Source organism: Desulfobaccales bacterium, from assembly GCA_041648175.1.
GTDB lineage: Bacteria > Desulfobacterota > Desulfobaccia > Desulfobaccales > 0-14-0-80-60-11 > 0-14-0-80-60-11.
Window position 1 is genome coordinate 15,105 of the sequence record JBAZPO010000022.1, and the last position, 17,347, is coordinate 32,451.

The window sequence follows — 17,347 nt, forward strand, 5'->3', positions numbered from 1 at the left end:
AATATTCGATAATTTTTGAAACTTTTGCTTTATGGTTAACCGGCAATCCATTTAAAAATTTTTTCGCTGGACATTGACCTGCAGGAGACAAGAAAAAATCAACCCTCACTTTCCTCCCAAAGACAAAGGGTTCGCTTCGCTCTTTCGGCATGATACAATGTTTATATAAACATAAACTATTGTCAAGAAAAAATAAACCTTTCGACCAAACCTTCTGGGTTGGATTAGAAAGACCAAACTCTCCTCGCTTATCCTTTTCAGCCGACCCTGTGGCGCCCCCCGCCCACCTTGACAATTCCGTACAAACAAGGTAGCGTTATCTCTGTGGATTAAGGGGGAGAGCATGGTGGGGAGCCGATTCTGGGGAGTGGTGGCGGGCATCCTCCTGGGGGTGCTGGTAGGGGCGACAGGGGTGCAGGCCGAGCCCCAGCCCGTGGCCTATGTGGGGCTCAAGTACAGCTTGGTGCGCCATGGTCTGGATAAAGACTTCGTCTTTAAGACCTTTGCTGACCCCCGCAATCAATTCCTGCCGGACGTTGTCCGCAAGATCGCTCACCTTCGCAAGGAATCCCCGGATATCTATAAGAAATTCCTGACCCCGGAGACCGCCGCCCGGGGCCGGGCCTATATGGAAGCCCACAAGGCAGTCTTAACTCGGGCCGAAGCCCGCTATGGCGTGGCCGCGGCAGTCATCGTCGGCATCCTCACGGTGGAGTCTGGCCTGGGCAGCAACACCGGCAAATATCCGGTCTTTAACGTCTTTGCCTCTCTGGCCGTCATGGATAACCCCGAGGTGATCCGGGAGGTGGGATTGAACGCGACACCGGACCGCCTGAAAAAGAAGGCGGCCTGGGGCCGACGGGAATTGGGCATATTTCTGGAGTACTGCGCCTCCCATCATGTTGACCCATTTTCCCTCTGCGGCTCCTGGGCCGGGGCCATGGGCTTTTGCCAGTTTCTCCCTTCCAGTCTGAATCGCTGCGGTGTATCGGCCAGCGGCAAAGGCCCGGTGGACCTCTTCACCCACGACGACGCCATCTTCAGCATTGCCTGCTATCTCCACAAGAGCGGCTTTCAGATCAAAAACCGGGCCTCCTGGAGCCGGGCGGTCCATAGCTACAACCACTCCGATGCCTATGTGGACACGGTTTTAACCCTGGCCAGTTGGTACCAATGATTTCCCATGGATAAGAAAGCGGTGGCGGCCGTCCTGGATGAAATCGCTCACCTCCTGGAGTTGGCCGGGGAAAGCCCTTTCAAGGTCAGAGCCTATGAGGCAGGCGCCCGGGCGGTGCTCACCTATCCCGGAGATCTGGCCTCCGCTCTGAGTTCCGGAGACCTGGCCCAAGTCAAGGGCATCGGCAAGTCCCTGGCCGGGGTCATCGGTGAACTGTTCAGCCAGGGGGACGCCGCCCTTTACCGGGAGCTCAAAGCCAAGACCCCGCCCGGCCTGATGGAACTGCTCCAGGTGCCGGGCCTGGGCCCCAAGAAGGCCCGCATACTGTTCCAAGACCTGAACATCACCGGTATCGGGGAATTGGAATATGCCTGCCAGGAAAACCGGTTGACCGCTCTCCCCGGTTTTGGAGTCAAATCCCAGGAGAAGATCAAAGCCGGGTTGGCCAGCCTGCGGCGCTATGCCGGGCTTTTCCGCCTGGGGGATCTCCTGCCCTTGGCCGAATCCATCGCGGCCCGATGGCGGAAAGTGCCCGGCATCCAGCGTTTGGAACTGGCCGGGCCCATCCGCCGTGGCCTGGAAGTGGCCGGGGCCATTGACCTGGCAATCGCCACCGACCAGCCCCAGCAGGTAGTGGCAAGCCTGGAAAAAATCTTGGGCGCGGAGTTTATAGACCGTGGCCCCGGAAAGATTGAAGCCACCCTGCCCCAAGGAATGCCTTTGCGCTTGACCCTGGCTACGCCTGAGTTTTTCGGAGCCGCGTGGCTCGCGGCTACAGGCAGCGAAGCCCACTTCCAGGCCGTCCAAAGCCTGGCCCAGGACCATAACCTGGATCTGGCTTCCCAAGGTCTGTTCGCCGCGGGCGCCCTCCAGCCCTGCCGGGAAGAAGCCGACATCTATGGGCGGCTGGGTTTGCCGCTTATTCCTCCCGAGTTGCGGGAGGGTCTGGGAGAAATCGAGGCCGGACGGGATAACCGCCTGCCCCGTCTCGTCACTGGCGCGGATATCCGGGGCTGCTTTCACGTCCACTCTTACTATAGTGACGGCGTCAATTCCCTGGAGGAGCTCATCAATGCCGCCACCCAGCGCGGCTGGAGTTTCCTGGGCCTGTCGGACCACAGCCAAACGGCCTTTTATGCCGGAGGGCTGAAACCCCCGGACCTGGACCGGCAAAGACAGGACGTGGAGGCCCGCCGCCGAGAGCATCCGAATTTTAGCTTGTTCTGGGGAGTGGAATCGGACATTATGAGCGACGGCTCTCTGGATTACCCCGATGACATCTTGCAAGGCTTCGATTTCGTCATCGCCTCCATTCATTCCCAGTTTAACCTGCAAAAGGAGGCCATGACCGAGCGCATCCTCAAGGCCCTGGCCACCCCCTTCTGTACCATGCTGGGGCACATAAGCGGCCGCCTTCTCCTGGCCCGGGAACCTTATGCCTTCGATCTGGAGGCTATCCTAAAATTCGCCGGGGCCCACCAGGTGATCATGGAAATCAACGCCAGTCCCTACCGCCTGGATCTGGACTGGCGCTGGCTGCGCCGGGCTAAAGAATTGGGAATTTTAATCAGTATTAACCCCGACGCCCATAGCCTGGAAGGCCTGGATGACGTAAACTATGGAGTAATGACGGCCCGGAAAGGCTGGCTGGCCCCGGAAGACATACTCAATACCTACCCCCCGGCCGAGGTGGCCCAAATCCTGCGCCGCCGCCGGGCGGGATAAAGATCTTGGGAAAAGGACCAGATCGATTACCGGTTACCGGTTGTTTTTTACTGACTACTGGCCACTGACCACTGACCACTGGCCTTAGAAAGGCAAGCCACATGACCACATCAGCAGACGTCGGTATCGTATTGGGCAGCGCCTCGGATTGGCCCCAGGTGGAGCCCGCTGCGGTGTTGCTCAAGGATTGGGGCATCACGTGCGAAGTCGTGGTGGCTTCAGCCCACCGTGCTCCCCGCCAGGTCCAGGCCTACGCCCGGGATGCCGCGGCCCGGGGTGTAAAGGTCATCATTGCCGCGGCCGGGATGGCCGCGCATCTGGCAGGGGTTGTGGCCGCGGAGACCACCTTGCCGGTAATCGGCGTGCCCATGGCAGGCTCCAGTCTCCAGGGGTTGGACAGCTTGTTGTCTACGGTACAGATGCCCGCCGGAGTGCCTGTCGCCACCATGGCCATTGGCGCGGCCGGGGCCAAGAACGCCGCCATCTTTGCCGCCCAAATCCTGGCACTCAGCGACTCGCGTCTTAAAGAAAAGCTCAAGCGCCATAAACAGGACTTGGAGCAGAACGTGACCCAGCAAGCGGATAAGATTCCGGCTGAATATCGCCGCAACGACTAATTACAGAGGAAGGTACGCCCATGATGATCACCACCATGGTGGACCTGGCCATTGACTTGGCGGCCCTGGAGCACAACTATCGCCAGCTGCGCGGTCTCTGTAATCCCCAGGTTAAGATGCTGGCGGTGGTCAAAGCCGATGCCTATGGGCATGGGCTGGTCCCTGTGGCCCGGAAGCTTGCTGCCGCCGGGGTGGATTATTTCGGGGTCGGTTCCCTGGAAGAAGGCCTGATGCTGCGCCGGGCGGGAATCACCCTGCCGTTGTTGTTGCTCTTGGGAATTCTGCCGGAGGAAGCCGGATGTGCCGTGAACCATGACCTGGATGTGGCTCTGTTCCGCTTGGACGTGGCTCAGGCCCTGGCGGCCGCGGCGCACAATCAGGGCAAAAAGGCCCGGGTGCATCTCAAAGTGGATACGGGCATGGGTCGCCTGGGATTGCTTCCTTCGGAAATTCTGCCGTTTTTGGCAGGGTTGAAGAAATTGCGTAATTTTAACGTCGTTGGCCTGATTTCCCATCTTGCGGTGGCGGATCAGGAAGACAAGACCTATACTTCTAAACAAGTCAGTGAATTTACTTCCCTTCTGGCCGCAGCCCGGCAGGAGGGCTGGAAGCTGCCGTTAAGTCATATTACCAACAGCGCAGCGCTCTGGGAGGTGCCCGAGGCCCATTTGGGCTTGGTGCGGCCCGGCCTCATGCTCTATGGCTCGCCCCCTTCCCCCCAGCGGCTGCCGTCGGTGGACCTCCAGCCGGTGATGTCCCTCGCGGCCCAGGTGCTCCAGGTAAAGCGCCTGCCCCCGGGGAGCAGCATCAGCTATGGCTGCACCTACACTACCCCTGATTGGTGTGACCTGGCGGTGCTGCCGGTGGGGTACTGCAACGGTTACAGCCGCCTTTTTTCCAACCGGGGCGAGGTCCTGATCCATGGCCGCCGAGCCCCCATCCGGGGCCGGGTATGTATGAATCTCACCATGGTGGACGTCACCGGCATCCCGGAGGTGAAGGAAGGCGACCGGGCCGTATTCTTAGGTCAGGACCAGGGGGAGCAATTGCGGGGCGAGGACCTGGCGGAATGGGCCCAGACCATCAGTTATGAAATTTACTGTGCCCTTGGCACTGCCAATGTCAGGAACTACACCGGAGCTTGATATGGACCGAAAACCCGACACCCGGGAGGCCAGTATTTGTGTGGTCTGCGCCTGGCGGGAGACCTGCGTCAAAAGATTTTCCTTCACCGGCCAGCATTGCCTGGAGTACACCCGGGATATGACCCTGAAGGCCAAGCCGGTGGGGGAGGCGCCGAAAAAAGGGGAAAAAGGTTAAAAGGGGAAAAGGCGAAAGGGGTATAGGGCGGCCTGCGGCCGCCGTTTAAAAATGTTCCTGTTGGCACAGGCGTCTCGCCTGTGCCAACGCAGGCTGAAACCCGCATTGACGCCGCCGAGGGCGGCGGCGCCACACTTTCAACCCTCGTTCCCAAGTTCCACTTGGGAACGCCGTGGCGGCCACGGGCCGCCCTATAATCACTGAGAAAGCTGAGCATAAATGCGCATTAAGCAAACCCTACGTGATCTCATCACGGCCTCGGTTGAAAACGCCCGGGCCGCGGGCCAACTCACCTTTGTGACCTTGCCCGCCTTCGAAGTGGAGGCCACGAAACTCGCCGATCATGGCGATCTGGCTACCAACCTGGCCCTGGTCCTGGCCAAGCAGGCCAAGATGCCGCCCCGGAAGGTGGCCGAAACCATCATCAACCACCTCGCGGCCCCGGAAGGCATGCTCCAGAAAGTGGAGATCGCCGGACCAGGCTTTATCAACTTCTTTATCGCCGACAGCTACTGGTACAAAGTGATTCCAGAAATTCACCACCTGGGCGCGGCCTACGGCGACAGCGACCTGGGTGCGGGGCAAAAGGTGCAGGTGGAGTTTGTCAGCGCCAACCCCACCGGGCCTTTGCACATCGGCCACGGCCGCGGCGCCGCGCTGGGTGATGCCCTGGCTAATCTCTTGCGGGTCACCGGACACGACGTGGTGCGGGAATACTACATCAACGACGTGGGCAACCAGATCCTCACTTTAGGCAAGTCCCTCTATTTCCGCCTTCGAGAGTTGGCGGGCGATGTGGTGGAATTTCCTGAGGAAGGCTATCAGGGCGACTACATGAAGGACCTGGCCCGGGACTACCTGGCCCAAGGCAAGCCTATGCCCCCACCAGAGCCCGACCCGGACACCCTGGAAGCCCTGGGCCGCTATGCCGGCGACGTCATCCTGGCGGGCATCCAGCAAGACTTAGATGATTTCGGCGTCAACTTTGATACCTGGTTCAGCGAAACCGAACTCTACCGCCAGGGTCTGGTGGACCAGAGTTTCACCCTGCTGCGGGATATAGGCTATCTTTACGAAGAGGACGGCGCCTTGTGGTTCAAGGCCACCGCGTTCGGGGACGAAAAGGACCGGGTGGTGCGGCGCAGCAACGGGGTCACCACTTACTTCGCCTCGGACATCGCTTACCACCTGCACAAATTCCGGCAGGGCTATGGCCTGGTGGTGGATATCTGGGGGGCCGATCACCACGGCTATGTCCCCCGGCTCCAGGCTGCGGCCCAGGCTTTGGGGTTTACCGGCCGCCTCAAAGTTATCCTGGTGCAATTGGTCTCGCTCCTGCGCCAGGGGGAGCCCGTGGCCATGACCACCAGGGGCGGCACTTTTGTCACCTTGCGGGAGGTCATCGACGAAGTGGGGAAGGATGCCGCCCGCTTCATTTTTCTTTCCCGGCGGCCCGACGCCCAGTTGGAGTTCGACCTGGAAGTGGCCAAACAGCAGAACAGCGAAAACCCGGTCTATTACGTCCAATATGCCTACGCCCGGTTGGCCTCGGTCTTTCGCCAGGCCGCGGCCCAGGGAATTGTCATGGAGGAGCTGGACCCGCATCGCCTCTCTCTCTTGACCCTGCCCGAGGAGTTGACCATCCTCAAGCTACTGGCCAATTATCCCGAACTGGTTGAGAGCGCGGCCCGCAATCTTGAGCCCCATCGCATCACTTATTTCTTGACGGAACTGGCCGCCCAATTGCATAGTTATTATTACAAACATCGCTTTATCTCTGAAGACGCCGGGCTGACCCAGGCCCGCTTTTGGCTGGTAAGCAGCGTGAAGACCGTATTGGCGCATGGTTTGGGGATCTTAGGGGTGGAGGCCCCGGAAACCATGTAGATCGGTGGGAGAACGTTTGGGCCGACAATTGCGCTTACCGGGGTTCCAGCAGAAACAACCATCAGGAGGTGAAGTGGAGACAGGCCGGGGGAAAAAAAGCAAAAAGACCGGGTGGCATCTCACCCTGGGAATCAAGGAAACCATCTTCACCGGGGTCGGCGTCGCAGGTTTGATGCTGATGAGTTTCGCCCTGGGAGCTCTGGCGGGCCGGGGAGACATTTACCGGGCGGCTTCCTCCTGGGGGCTGATGTCCCAGGAAGGGCCCAAAGTGGCCCAGTGGCCACCGCCCACCGGAACTGGCGGCGGGCCCCCAGCCATAGCCTCGGTCCCAGCAGGGCCGGAAGCAGCTCCTGAACCAATTCCGCCTGTGGCAACGGCGACTGCGCCTGCCGTCACCCCCGCACCTCAGGCTCCAGCAAAGGTTCCGGTTCCGGGTCCAGCACCGGTGGCGGCGGCCAAGCCAGCACACCCGGCTCCGGTTACCGCCTCCATCACTCCGCTATCTCCTCCCGTACCTGCGGCAGCCGCTAAGAAAAAAGGGAAAACCGGCGCGGCGCACCATGATCCCAAAGCCCGGGAAGAAGAAATGCGGCGAGAGCGCCAGGAATTTTCCAAGAAGCTCAATTTCCAGAATAGCTTCGACACCGCTCCCAAGGCGCGGCTGCCTAAGTCCAAAGAACAAGCCAAGGGCGCCAAGGCTCAACCTACTCAAGTGCGGGTCGGCCAGTATAAGACCAGCAAGGAGGCCCAAGCCAAGGTGGCCGAGTTGCAGAAAAAAGGTGTCAAAGCGTCGCTCAAGACGAGCAAGGACGCCAAAGGAACGTTGTATATCGTCTATAAACCCGGGAGCCCCGCTCACACGGACACCGAAAAGCTGGCTAAAAAGGAAAAGAGCAGCAGCGCCCCCAAAAAACCGGCCGAATAAATATTGAGCTTGATCAATCCTCAACGGGGCGGTACGCCACGGAATGCCGCAGGTGTTTCTGAAAATTCTCCCGGTAAGCCCTCGTGAAGTCGGGCATATCCTCCATGATCAACAGGTTCTCGGCGTTCTTGTTTTCAGCCGCCATGGTGAAGTTAAAGGAGCCGGTGATAACCACCCGGTTGTCAATAATCATGATTTTATTGTGGGCAATGGCGTGCTTGTCGTCGATGTAGACCGGGACGCCCACGTTCTTCAAGAAGGTGGCCGCGGAATATTTCTGGGTCCGGTTAGACTTGTCCAACACTGCGGTGACCCTGACCCCGCGCTTCTGGGCGGCAATCAAGGCCTGGGCGATAGGTTTGCTGGTGAATGAATAAGCCTGAATCAGGATTTCCGTCTTGGCCCGGTTAATCTGCGCCAGGATGGCGTCGGTACAGCCGCCGTTGGGGGAGAAATAGACCCGGATAGACCCGGTCTGGGCCAGGGCGACCGCAGACCACAGGCAAAGCGTAACCAACAAGAGAATAAGCGTTTTTTTCTTCATAAAAGTCGATCCAGCCAGCAGCGTCCGGTTAGAAAATTGCATGAGGTTGTTCTGCCCCCCTCACCCCAGCCCTCTCCCCCCGAAGCGGGTGGAGAGGGGGTAGGAGATGTGGCCGTTTTAGTAACCATAATACTAAGTTGCGTCCATAGAAGTAAAAATAGCTTCGGTTTTGTAGAGGCACACTTGCATGTGCGACCACTCTGAGGGCGGACACATAGGTCCGCCCCTACAAAAGCAAAATTACCTGTATGAGCGCAACTTGGTATAAGGCATTAAATCGGTTCCACTTTTTCCCCTCTCCCCAATGGGGGAGAGGGTTAGGGTGAGGGGAAGTAATCTTCTCGGAGCCGGAAGGGCGCAGCGAATTTTTGAGCTGTTGGACTACGCCCAACGAACTTCCTCATTTGCAAAAACCAAACCGGACACTGCTGCGATCCAGCGCCTTTTGTCTTACCAGCAGATCATGAACATGCGGCGCCGCCGCGCTCGGGTGTTTGGACGCAGTCCCTATTTCATCTGTATCTGGGGCCGCGGCACATTCACCCCAGGGCGCGCCGGTAGAATTTTACCGTCTGCTCCCTGGCCCGGCAGCCCCCTAGACGGACCTTCCTTTAGGGCCAGCACCCGGTAGCCAGGCACCGCGAAATTGATATTCTGGCCTCTCACCTGAAACGTGGCAATCCCAATGACCTGGCCCTTCATATTGACCACCGGGCCGCCGCTGGAGCCTGGCGAAATGGGGGCCGAAATTTGCAGGAACTCACCCCGGTCTTTAATGGTGCGGATCGCCGACACCATGCCGTCGGTCACCGTGTGTTCCAATCCCAGGGGGCTGCCCAGCACCACCACGTGTTCCCCCACTTCCGGCCGGGCGCCGCTCACCGTCAGGTAATGCGGCGGGCCGCCGGGCAGATTCACTACCAATTTGACTAGATCGGCCTTGTCATCCGCCGCTACCATCTCAGTCAGAGGGTAAACCTCTCCCTTGGGCAGTTTCACTTCAGCCCGGGCCACCCCTTTGATGACGTGCAGATTGGTGATGAGGTGACCCTGCGCATCCACAAAAAAGCCGCTTCCGATGCGGATGACTTTGCCTTGCGCATTAAACCCGGCCACGGTCACCACGGCAGGGGAGACCTTTTTAATCAGCTCCGGCAGACTCTCCTGACCCCAGGCCGCGCCTGCCCCCAGGCTTCCAAGGAAGACCACCATTATTGCCAAGACGGCCGCGAATTGCCCATTATCCCTGCATCTCATATCGGTTCGCCCATCTTTGTTTCTTATCTGAGTTGACGCGGTTTGGCAATCCCTTTCCCGATTCCTTGGCCCGGCTCCGATCCTTGGTTACAATGATCCATATGCGCATCATCGGCCACCTGGATATGGATGCCTTTTTCGCGGCCATCGAAGAGCGGGACCACCCGGAACTCAAAGGGCGGCCTGTGGTAGTGGGGGCCGACCCCGCGGGAGGGCAGGGGCGTGGAGTGGTGTCCACAGCCAACTACCCGGCCCGCGTCTACGGCATCCATTCCGCCCTGCCCATCTCAACGGCCTGGAAGTTGGCCGAAGCGGCCCGGCGCCGGGGCCAGCCTGCCACCGTCTTCACCCGGGGCAATTACTCCAGGTATCGGGAGGTCTCGGATAAGATCATGGCGATTCTGCACCGTTATGCCCCGGTGGTGGAGACCGCCGGCATCGATGAAGCTTACTTCGACCTGAGTTTCACCGGATCATATGATCGGGCCGCAGACCTGGCCCGTAAGATCAAAACGGAAATCCTGGTCCAAGAAAGGCTCACTGCCTCCATCGGCCTCGGTCCCAACAAGCTGATCGCCAAGATCGCCTCGGACTTTCAAAAGCCCGACGGCCTGACGGTGGTCACCGCGGCGGAGGCGGAAGATTTTTTGGCACCCATGGTGGTGCGCAAAATCCCCGGCATAGGCCCCAAGACCGAGCACTCCCTGGCCCGTCTGGGCATTAAGACTGTCCAAGATTTAAAGAGGTTTTCTGCGAAAGAGTTGGAAGAACGGTTCGGGTCCTGGGGGCCGTCGCTCTATGAGCGGATTCGGGGCCGCCATGATAGTCCACTGGTCACCGAGTGGGAGCCCAAATCCGTTGGAGAGCAAGAAACCTTTGCCAAAGACACGCTGGACCTAGACTTTATTTTCCAGCGCCTTTGGGCTCTCTGCCATGAGGTACATCGGCGCTTTACCAATGGGGGCTTCCACACGTACCGCACCGTGGTGGTCACCGTGCGCTTTGCCGATTTCGCCACCTTTACCCGCTCCCACACCCGGCCAGCGCCCGCGGCCACCCTGCGCACCCTCACCTTCGCCGCCATGAAACTGCTCATGCCGTTTTTAGACAATCGAGAGAACCCCAAGCATAAATTGATTCGCCTTATCGGCGTGCGGGTGGAGAAGTTGGGGAAGGAGGATTTTGGAGTGGGGGAGGTTATGTAGGGCGGGCACTGCCCGCCAAAGATGGTGCGCAGTGCGCACCCTACGGCTGCTACCCTGAAAAGTTGCCGCGGACCCATGTGTCCGCCCCTACGAAAAGCAAGATGGGCAAAGAGTTTTGCCGAAGATATTGATCTTTTTGGGAAACCAAGGTAAGAGAGCGGTATGTGAATAAAGCAGCAGGGGGCGATGGTGGGAGCGCGCTTGGAAAAAGTGGGGCAGGTGTGGCGACGGGTTAAGCCTTGTATCCTGGGGTTTCTGGTTGTTTTGGTGGCGGCCGGGGCTGTCTGGGCCTTGATTTATGTGCCCAAGATGCAGGTGCCGGTCTGTCCGCCGGGCAAGGATGGTCTGCCGCCCAAGATTTGCTTCGATATTGAAAACGAGGCCAGAAAGACCCTGGCTTACATTATGGCTGGCGTTCTGGCTATCATCGGCATCTATATGGGCTTTAGGCGTATCCGGGCTTCGGAGAATCAGGTTAGGTCTTTGGAGCAGCAGGTTGTGGTGGCCCAGGAAGGCCAGATCACCGAACGCTTCACCCGGGCCATCGAGCAGTTGGGCAGCGACCGGATGGAAATCCGTCTGGGGGGCATCTACGCCTTGGAGCGCATCGCCAACGACTCGGACAAAGATTACTGGACGATTATGGAGACCCTTACCGCGTACGTGCGGGAGCGGGTGCCCTGGCGGGAGCAAGCCCAGGACGAAAAAGGGAAAACCTCCGGGGAAGAACCCGTGGTTCAGGAAGCCTTAACCCCGGAGGCGCCCACCGCGGCCGGAGCCGCAGAAGAACAGAACGCCACTGCGGCAACCGCGATCACCCCGGCGCCGGCGGCCCCCAAGCCGGCCACGGACATCCAGGCCATTTTAACGGTATTGGGGAGGCGCAAGTACCGCTACCGCCAGAAAGAAGAGAAGGGGCGGTTGGATTTGCGGAACACCGATTTGCGTGGGGCCGACCTCACGGTAGCCCACCTGGAGGGGGCCAACCTCGTCAAAGCCCACCTGGAGGACGCCGACCTCCAGGAAGCCCACCTGGAGGGCGCCGACCTCACGGTAGCCCACCTGGAGGGGGCCAACCTCTGGAAAACCCACCTGGAGGGGGCCAACCTCTGGTTCGCCCACCTGGAGGGGGCCGACCTCTGGGAAGCCCACCTGGAGGGGGCCGACCTCAAGGTGGGCTTCCTGGAGGGGACCGACCTCTTGGAAACCCACCTGGAGGGCGCCGACCTCAGGGGAGCCATGGGCCTCACCCCGGAGCAACTGGCCCAGGCTATTATAGATGAGAAAACCATCTTGCCCGATTATTTGCAGGAGGAAACCCAAGAGGGCAAAGGGCCGGAGGGGGGCCAAGAGGAATAATGGGTGAATTTTTCATGGCATGAGGCTGGGTTTGCTTAAGGAAATGATAGAGGTGCCCAAGCAGAGCTTGGGCGAATATTGGCGTTCCCAAGTGCAACTTGGGAACGAGATAAGAGAAAATAAGCAGGAGCTTGGGAACGAGGGTAAATAGAGCCAAGCAAATCAGGGCGGACACGCAGGTCCGCCCCTACGGAAAAGCGCTGAGGCGGGCGGGGACGCCCGCCCTACCGGATAAAGAAGGAGGGCCATTTCTGGCCCTCCTGCTATTTTATGCTTATGGGATTGGGGTGGGGGTTTGGGGTTTTTTGTGAGGGGGAAAGGGCACTTACGAAAAAGCCCTTTGCCCCTCCCCCAAATTCTTTTCTACCACCCTGTGATCAGGTAGTCGTGGATGGAGTTGGAGGCCTGGCGGCCGGCGCCCATGGCCAGGATGACGGTGGCAGAACCCGTGACGATATCGCCGCCGGCCCAGACTCTGGGTTTCATGGTTTTGCCGGTCTTGGGGTCGGCTACGATGTAGCCCCATTTATTCAAGGCCAGACCCGGGGTGCTCTTGGTGAGCAAGGGGTTGCTGCCTGAACCGATGGAGATAACCGCAGTGTCGATTTCCACGATGAACTCGGAGCCCGGTATGGGTACCGGACGCCGCCGCCCGGAGGCATCGGGCTCGCCCAGTTCCATCTTCAGGCACTCGACCCCGGTGAGACGACCGGTGGCCTCATCGCCCAGGAAACGCAGCGGATTGGAGAGCAGCAGGAACTCGACGCCCTCTTCCTCGGCGTGGTGGACTTCAGCGCCGCGGGCGGGCAGTTCGTCATGAGAGCGCCGGTAGATGATGTAGGAATGGTCGGCGCCCAGGCGCAGGGCGGTGCGGGCTCCGTCCATGGCCACGTTGCCGCCGCCGAAGGTGGCCACGTTCTTGCCTTTGACGATGGGCGTGTCGTAGTTGGGGAAGTCGTAGGCCTTCATGAGGTTGGCGCGGGTCAGGTACTCGTTGGCGGAGTAGACCCCGATGAAGTGCTCGCCGGGAATTTTCAGGAACACGGGCAGGCCTGCGCCCACGCCCAGAAAGACGGCGTCGAAGCGTTCCAGCAATTCATCCACGGTCTCGGAGCGGCCGATGACCGAGTTGACCTCGATCTTGGCCCCCATTTGTTCCAGGAAATTACACTCCTGGGCCACAATGGCCTTGGGCAGACGGAATTCCGGGATACCGTAGAGCAGCACGCCGCCTGGGCCGTGCAGGGCCTCAAAGATGGTGACGTCATGGCCCTTCTGCATCAGGTCGCCGGCCACGGTCAGGCCCGAGGGACCCGCTCCCACCACCGCCACCTTCTTGCCTGAGGGTTCGGGCTTGGGGGGCAGGATTTGCTTGCCATGTTCCCGCTGATAGTCAGCCGCAAAGCGCTCCAGGTTGCCGATGGCCACCGGGGCGTCTTTTTTGCCGACAATGCACATGCCTTCGCACTGCACTTCCTGGGGGCAGACCCGGCCGCACACCGCGGGCAGGGAGTTTTTCTCCCAGAGTTTGCGGATGGCGCCTTCAAAGTCGCCTTCCTTAATCTTTAAGATAAACTGGGGTATATCGATTTCTACCGGGCAGCCCTGTTTGCAGCGGGGGTCTTTGCACTGGATGCAGCGTTGGGCCTCAAGCATAGCCTGGTCAACGGTGTAACCGAAGGGCACTTCTTCGAAGTTGCGGGCCCTGACCTTGGGTTCCTGCTCCGGCATCTTTTGCCTGGGGATCTTTTCTTTTTTGGGGGCTTTTGCTTCTTCCGACATTATCCTTCTCCTCCTGGCTTATGTGCCTTTACGGGTAATTTCTTAGCTGCAACAGGAGCATTTCCCGCCGCCGTGGCATTCTTTGAACTGGTCGTAGGTGACCTTTTCCTCGATCATATAAGAGCGCAGGCGCAGGTCCAGTTCGTCCCAATCGACCTCATGGCCTTCAAACTCCGGCCCGTCCACGCAGGCGAACTTCATCTGGTCCGCGACTTTGACCCGGCAGCAGCCGCACATGCCGGTGCCATCCACCATGATGGGGTTAAGGCTCACCAGGGTTTTAACCCCAAATTCCTTCGTGACCTTGCAGCAGAACTTCATCATGGGCACGGGGCCTATGCACACTGCCAGTTTAATGTCCTTATCCCTGGCCAGGGTTTCCTTCAGTTTTTCGGTGACGAACCCCTTATGGCCGTAAGTGCCGTCGTCGGTGCAGATCATGAGCTCATCGGACGCGGCCTTCATCTTGTCTTCCATGATGAGCAGGTCTTTGGAGCGGGAGCCGATGACGGAATAGACATAATTGCCTATCTGTTTCAGGCCCCGGGTAATGGGGTGCAGGACTGCGATACCGGTGCCGCCGCCGACGCAGATCACCTTACCCACGTTTTCCAGGTGGGTGGCCTGTCCCAAAGGACCGATGACATCCAGGTAGGAGTCTCCGACCTTCAAAGTTTTGAAGAGCGCAGTGCTCTTGCCCACCACCATATAAATGATGTTGATCAGACCTTTGGCCGGATCGGTATCCGCCATGGTCAGGGGGATGCGTTCGCCCTTCTCATTGGCCCGCAGGATGACGAACTGCCCCGGTTTGGCCTTGGCCGCAATCTTGGGGGCCTTGATCCAGTTGCTGATGATAGTGCCCTGGGCCATTTCGACGCGTTCCACTATTTCGAACATTTGAGACTCTCCTCACTTCGCGAAAAATTTATTTCACAATCCCCGTTTGCGTTATAGGTTCGGGGCAACCCCGCCCCTACAGACAACTGGTGAAGAATTTATGGCCACCGCCGAGATCTCGCGGATGGGGGCCGGTGAAGCCGTTGTGCCGGAAATAAAACACAAGGGGGCTGCCACTATGCGCCTATCGGCTTCAGTCTAAACCTGCCTTGGTCTCTTCTACATCGCATGTTTATTACCATGCGCGGAGGCAACGGCGCAAGTGATAAATATCACAAACCGATAGAAAAATCATGGATCATAATCAGCCGACTTCTGTCATCGGGTGAAGAGGCGATAAGGTGGCGAAGCAGAGCTTCGCCGGAAATTTGCATTCCCAAGCTGGAGCTTGGGAACGAGGGCAAAACGAGAAGTTTTTCACTTATCCACCCCTCACCCTAGCCCTCTCCCACAAGGGGAGAGGGGAATTATAAGGAAAGAACAGAGCAATCATAAAAAAAAACCGGCTTCCTTGGGCAATGCCTCGGGAAGCCGGTTTATGGTTCAAGTCAGGGGGGCGCAGGGCGCACCCCACCTTTCATTTAGAACAGGCCGGTCACTTTGCCGGTCTTCACATCGACGTCGACACGGCGGTAGGCCGGGTCGGAACCGGTGCCGGGCATCAGGGAGATGGCGCCGCACACGGGGCAGATGAACTTGGCGCCGCCGTAGATGAGGAAGTCACGGACGGGCAACCGCCAACCCTTGGGAGTGCCTTTCTTGCTGGGATCATGGGTCAGGGACAGGTGCGTCTTGACCATCATGGTGGCATATTCGTTGAACTTGGGATCCGCTTCAAAACGTATGGCCTTGGCATTGGCTTCGGGGGCGAAGTCCACGCCGTCAGCGCCGTACACTTCTTTGGCGATCAACTCAACGCGCTTGCGCAGGGGCAGCTCGTTGGGATAGAGGAACTTGAACTCGTTCTTCTCTTTGCAAGCATCTATGACCGCATCGGCAAACTCCAGGGCGCCTTCGCCGCCGAACTGCCAGTGCTTGGACACTGCCACCCGGGCGCCTTCGGCTTCACAGGCCCGCCGGATCAGGTCATGCTCTTCCTTGGAGTCGAAATGGAAGGCGTTGATACACACCACCGGGTTGATGCCGGCTTTCTTGATGTTGCGGACATGGTGCACCGCGTTCTGTACGCCCTCTTCCAACCATTTGAAGGTCTCGGGCGAGGATGAGAAGTACTCTTTGGGGACGGGCCGGCCCGGAGGGCACGGCAGGGCGCCGGCGTTGACCCCGTGGTGTTTCAGGCCGCGGACGGTGGCGGTAAGCACCGACACATTGGGAATGAGGCCGCTGAAACGGCATTTGACGTTCCAGAATTTCTCAAAGCCGATGTCAGCGCCAAAGCCGGACTCGGTGATGTGGTAGTCGAACAGCTTCAGGCCGACCTGGTCGGCGACGATGGAGCTTTGCCCCACGGCGATGTTGGCAAAGGGACCGGCGTGCACGAAGACAGGCTGCTTCTCCACGCTCTGCATCAGGGTGGGGTTGATGGAGGGGACCATCCAGGCCATCATGGCGTTGCCCACTTCCAGGTCGCCGGTGGTGACAGGGTTGCCCTTCTTGTCGTAAGCTACGACGATTTCGTTCAAGCGTTTCTTGAAGTCCGCCAAGCCGTTAAAAATGGACAGGATGGCCATAACTTCGGAGGACACGGCGATGCCGGTTTTGGACTGCATCATGAAGCCGTCGGCCTTGGTGGTGCCCATACCGATGATCATGTTCCGCAGGGATTGGGCGCAGAAGTCAAGGATCCAGCCCATTTCGACGTTGCGAGGGTCCATGTTCAGGCGCTTCAGATTCCGTTTGGCCAGTTGGGCGTCGTCATAGTTAAATTCGTGCTGCATCCGGGAGGTCATCGCCACCATGGCCAGGTTGTGGGCGTTCATGATGTTGTTGATGTCGCCGGTGAGGCCCAGGGAGAATTCGGTCATGGGGATCAGCAGCGAGATACCGCCGCCGGCCGCGGTGCCCTTGATGTTCATGGTGGGGCCGCCGGAGGGCTGGCGGAGGGCGCCGCCCACGTTCTGCTTGCGGGCGCCCAGGCCCTCGATCAGGCCCATGGAGGTGGTGGATTTGCCTTCCCCCAGGGGAGTGGGGGTGATGGCGGTGACTTCGATGTACTTGCCGTCGGGTTTGTTCTTCAGGCGTTCCAGGCACTTCATGTAATCGACGCGGCCGATTTTCTGACCGTGCGGGATGCGCTCGTCTTTGGGGATTTCCAACTTATCGCACATTGCGTCAAAAGGAATCATCTCCGCTTCGGCGATTTCGGCAATCTGCCAGTCAGCCTGTTTAACCGGATCATACTTCGCCATAAAAACTGCCTCCTTAAGATATGGTAATTATTGGCTATCTAATGGTCATCCCCGGGGTGGCCCAGGTGATGGGACAGCATACTCGAGCCCCCCGTCCCCGAGGAGGGGACAGATCGCAGCTCATACTTTTTTTCACATAGTCCCCCATTAAATAGACCTCAAGTGCATTTGTCAATAAATTTTTGACTTTTTAAATCAGTCAGCCCAAAATTCCTCTGGATTTTTCTATTTGACAATACCCCTGGTTTCGCCATAGAATTAAGTGAATAGAAGTACAAGG

14 protein-coding genes are annotated in these 17,347 nt (G+C 58.8%); 9 read left to right on the forward strand and 5 right to left on the reverse strand.

The genetic code is table 11. The features are described 5' to 3' along the window. Window positions 1-343: 343 nt before the first annotated feature. The 7 genes from WC600_16270 (at window position 344) to WC600_16300 (ending at window position 7,651) form a co-directional block, all read left to right on the forward strand. Window positions 344-1,177, forward strand: coding sequence for a lytic murein transglycosylase (locus WC600_16270; GenBank protein ID MFA4904290.1), 834 nt, complete (start codon window positions 344-346; stop codon window positions 1,175-1,177). Window positions 1,178-1,183: 6 nt separating this feature from the next. Then, window positions 1,184-2,902, forward strand: coding sequence for a DNA polymerase/3'-5' exonuclease PolX (polX, locus tag WC600_16275; GenBank protein MFA4904291.1), 1,719 nt, complete (start codon window positions 1,184-1,186; stop codon window positions 2,900-2,902). A 101-nt stretch (window positions 2,903-3,003) separates the two neighbouring features. Further along, window positions 3,004-3,519 carry a 5-(carboxyamino)imidazole ribonucleotide mutase gene (purE, locus tag WC600_16280; protein MFA4904292.1) on the forward strand — a complete coding sequence of 172 codons (516 nt, stop codon included), beginning with the start codon at window positions 3,004-3,006 and terminating at the stop codon, window positions 3,517-3,519. Between the two features lie 20 nt (window positions 3,520-3,539). Then, on the forward strand, window positions 3,540-4,664 hold the full coding sequence (gene alr / locus WC600_16285; GenBank protein ID MFA4904293.1) for an alanine racemase: 1,125 nt from the start codon (window positions 3,540-3,542) through the stop codon (window positions 4,662-4,664). A gap of 1 nt (window position 4,665) precedes the next feature. Next, a complete protein-coding gene (locus WC600_16290) occupies window positions 4,666-4,839 on the forward strand; it encodes a hypothetical protein (protein MFA4904294.1) in 174 nt (57 codons plus the stop codon). A 219-nt stretch (window positions 4,840-5,058) separates the two neighbouring features. Continuing rightward, the gene (gene argS, locus WC600_16295) at window positions 5,059-6,726 is read left to right on the forward strand and encodes an arginine--tRNA ligase (GenBank protein MFA4904295.1); all 1,668 of its coding nucleotides are present in this window, start codon (window positions 5,059-5,061) and stop codon (window positions 6,724-6,726) included. A 73-nt stretch (window positions 6,727-6,799) separates the two neighbouring features. After that, the gene (locus WC600_16300; GenBank protein MFA4904296.1) at window positions 6,800-7,651 is read left to right on the forward strand and encodes a hypothetical protein; all 852 of its coding nucleotides are present in this window, start codon (window positions 6,800-6,802) and stop codon (window positions 7,649-7,651) included. Window positions 7,652-7,664: 13 nt separating this feature from the next. Here WC600_16300 and WC600_16305 read toward each other — a convergent pair whose 3' ends face one another. Continuing rightward, a complete protein-coding gene (locus tag WC600_16305) occupies window positions 7,665-8,195 on the reverse strand; it encodes a phospholipase D family protein (protein MFA4904297.1) in 531 nt (176 codons plus the stop codon). A 507-nt stretch (window positions 8,196-8,702) separates the two neighbouring features. Next, window positions 8,703-9,452 carry a trypsin-like peptidase domain-containing protein gene (locus WC600_16310; GenBank protein MFA4904298.1) on the reverse strand — a complete coding sequence of 250 codons (750 nt, stop codon included), beginning with the start codon at window positions 9,450-9,452 and terminating at the stop codon, window positions 8,703-8,705. Between the two features lie 101 nt (window positions 9,453-9,553). Here WC600_16310 and dinB point away from each other — a divergent pair, with 101 nt between their 5' ends. After that, the gene (dinB, locus tag WC600_16315) at window positions 9,554-10,657 is read left to right on the forward strand and encodes a DNA polymerase IV (GenBank protein ID MFA4904299.1); all 1,104 of its coding nucleotides are present in this window, start codon (window positions 9,554-9,556) and stop codon (window positions 10,655-10,657) included. A 186-nt stretch (window positions 10,658-10,843) separates the two neighbouring features. After that, complete coding sequence (locus WC600_16320; protein ID MFA4904300.1) at window positions 10,844-12,016, forward strand: pentapeptide repeat-containing protein; 1,173 nt, start codon at window positions 10,844-10,846, stop codon at window positions 12,014-12,016. 363 nt (window positions 12,017-12,379) lie between these two features. On the opposite strand, the gene gltA is transcribed toward WC600_16320, so the two are convergent. The 3 genes from gltA to WC600_16335 form a co-directional block, all read right to left on the reverse strand. Next, window positions 12,380-13,798 carry an NADPH-dependent glutamate synthase gene (gene gltA / locus WC600_16325; protein ID MFA4904301.1) on the reverse strand — a complete coding sequence of 473 codons (1,419 nt, stop codon included), beginning with the start codon at window positions 13,796-13,798 and terminating at the stop codon, window positions 12,380-12,382. Window positions 13,799-13,840: 42 nt separating this feature from the next. After that, window positions 13,841-14,698: a sulfide/dihydroorotate dehydrogenase-like FAD/NAD-binding protein gene (locus WC600_16330; GenBank protein ID MFA4904302.1), complete on the reverse strand. Its 858-nt coding sequence runs from the start codon at window positions 14,696-14,698 to the stop codon at window positions 13,841-13,843. A 581-nt stretch (window positions 14,699-15,279) separates the two neighbouring features. After that, a complete protein-coding gene (locus tag WC600_16335; protein MFA4904303.1) occupies window positions 15,280-17,067 on the reverse strand; it encodes a formate--tetrahydrofolate ligase in 1,788 nt (595 codons plus the stop codon). Window positions 17,068-17,347: the final 280 nt, after the last annotated feature.

Bases quoted from the DNA above. Each gene is read 5' to 3' on its own strand.
- dinB (MFA4904299.1), top strand. From the start codon at position 9,554: ATGCGCATCATCGGCCACCTGGATATGGATGCCTTTTTCGCGGCCATC.
- WC600_16270 (MFA4904290.1), top strand. From the start codon at position 344: ATGGTGGGGAGCCGATTCTGGGGAGTGGTGGCGGGCATCCTCCTGGGG.
- WC600_16290 (MFA4904294.1), top strand. From the start codon at position 4,666: ATGGACCGAAAACCCGACACCCGGGAGGCCAGTATTTGTGTGGTCTGC.
- WC600_16320 (MFA4904300.1), top strand. From the start codon at position 10,844: ATGGTGGGAGCGCGCTTGGAAAAAGTGGGGCAGGTGTGGCGACGGGTT.
- polX (MFA4904291.1), top strand. From the start codon at position 1,184: ATGGATAAGAAAGCGGTGGCGGCCGTCCTGGATGAAATCGCTCACCTC.
- alr (MFA4904293.1), top strand. From the start codon at position 3,540: ATGATGATCACCACCATGGTGGACCTGGCCATTGACTTGGCGGCCCTG.
- WC600_16330 (MFA4904302.1), bottom strand. From the start codon at position 14,698: ATGTTCGAAATAGTGGAACGCGTCGAAATGGCCCAGGGCACTATCATC.
- WC600_16335 (MFA4904303.1), bottom strand. From the start codon at position 17,067: ATGGCGAAGTATGATCCGGTTAAACAGGCTGACTGGCAGATTGCCGAA.
- gltA (MFA4904301.1), bottom strand. From the start codon at position 13,798: ATGTCGGAAGAAGCAAAAGCCCCCAAAAAAGAAAAGATCCCCAGGCAA.
- WC600_16310 (MFA4904298.1), bottom strand. From the start codon at position 9,452: ATGAGATGCAGGGATAATGGGCAATTCGCGGCCGTCTTGGCAATAATG.
- purE (MFA4904292.1), top strand. From the start codon at position 3,004: ATGACCACATCAGCAGACGTCGGTATCGTATTGGGCAGCGCCTCGGAT.
- argS (MFA4904295.1), top strand. From the start codon at position 5,059: ATGCGCATTAAGCAAACCCTACGTGATCTCATCACGGCCTCGGTTGAA.
- WC600_16305 (MFA4904297.1), bottom strand. From the start codon at position 8,195: ATGAAGAAAAAAACGCTTATTCTCTTGTTGGTTACGCTTTGCCTGTGG.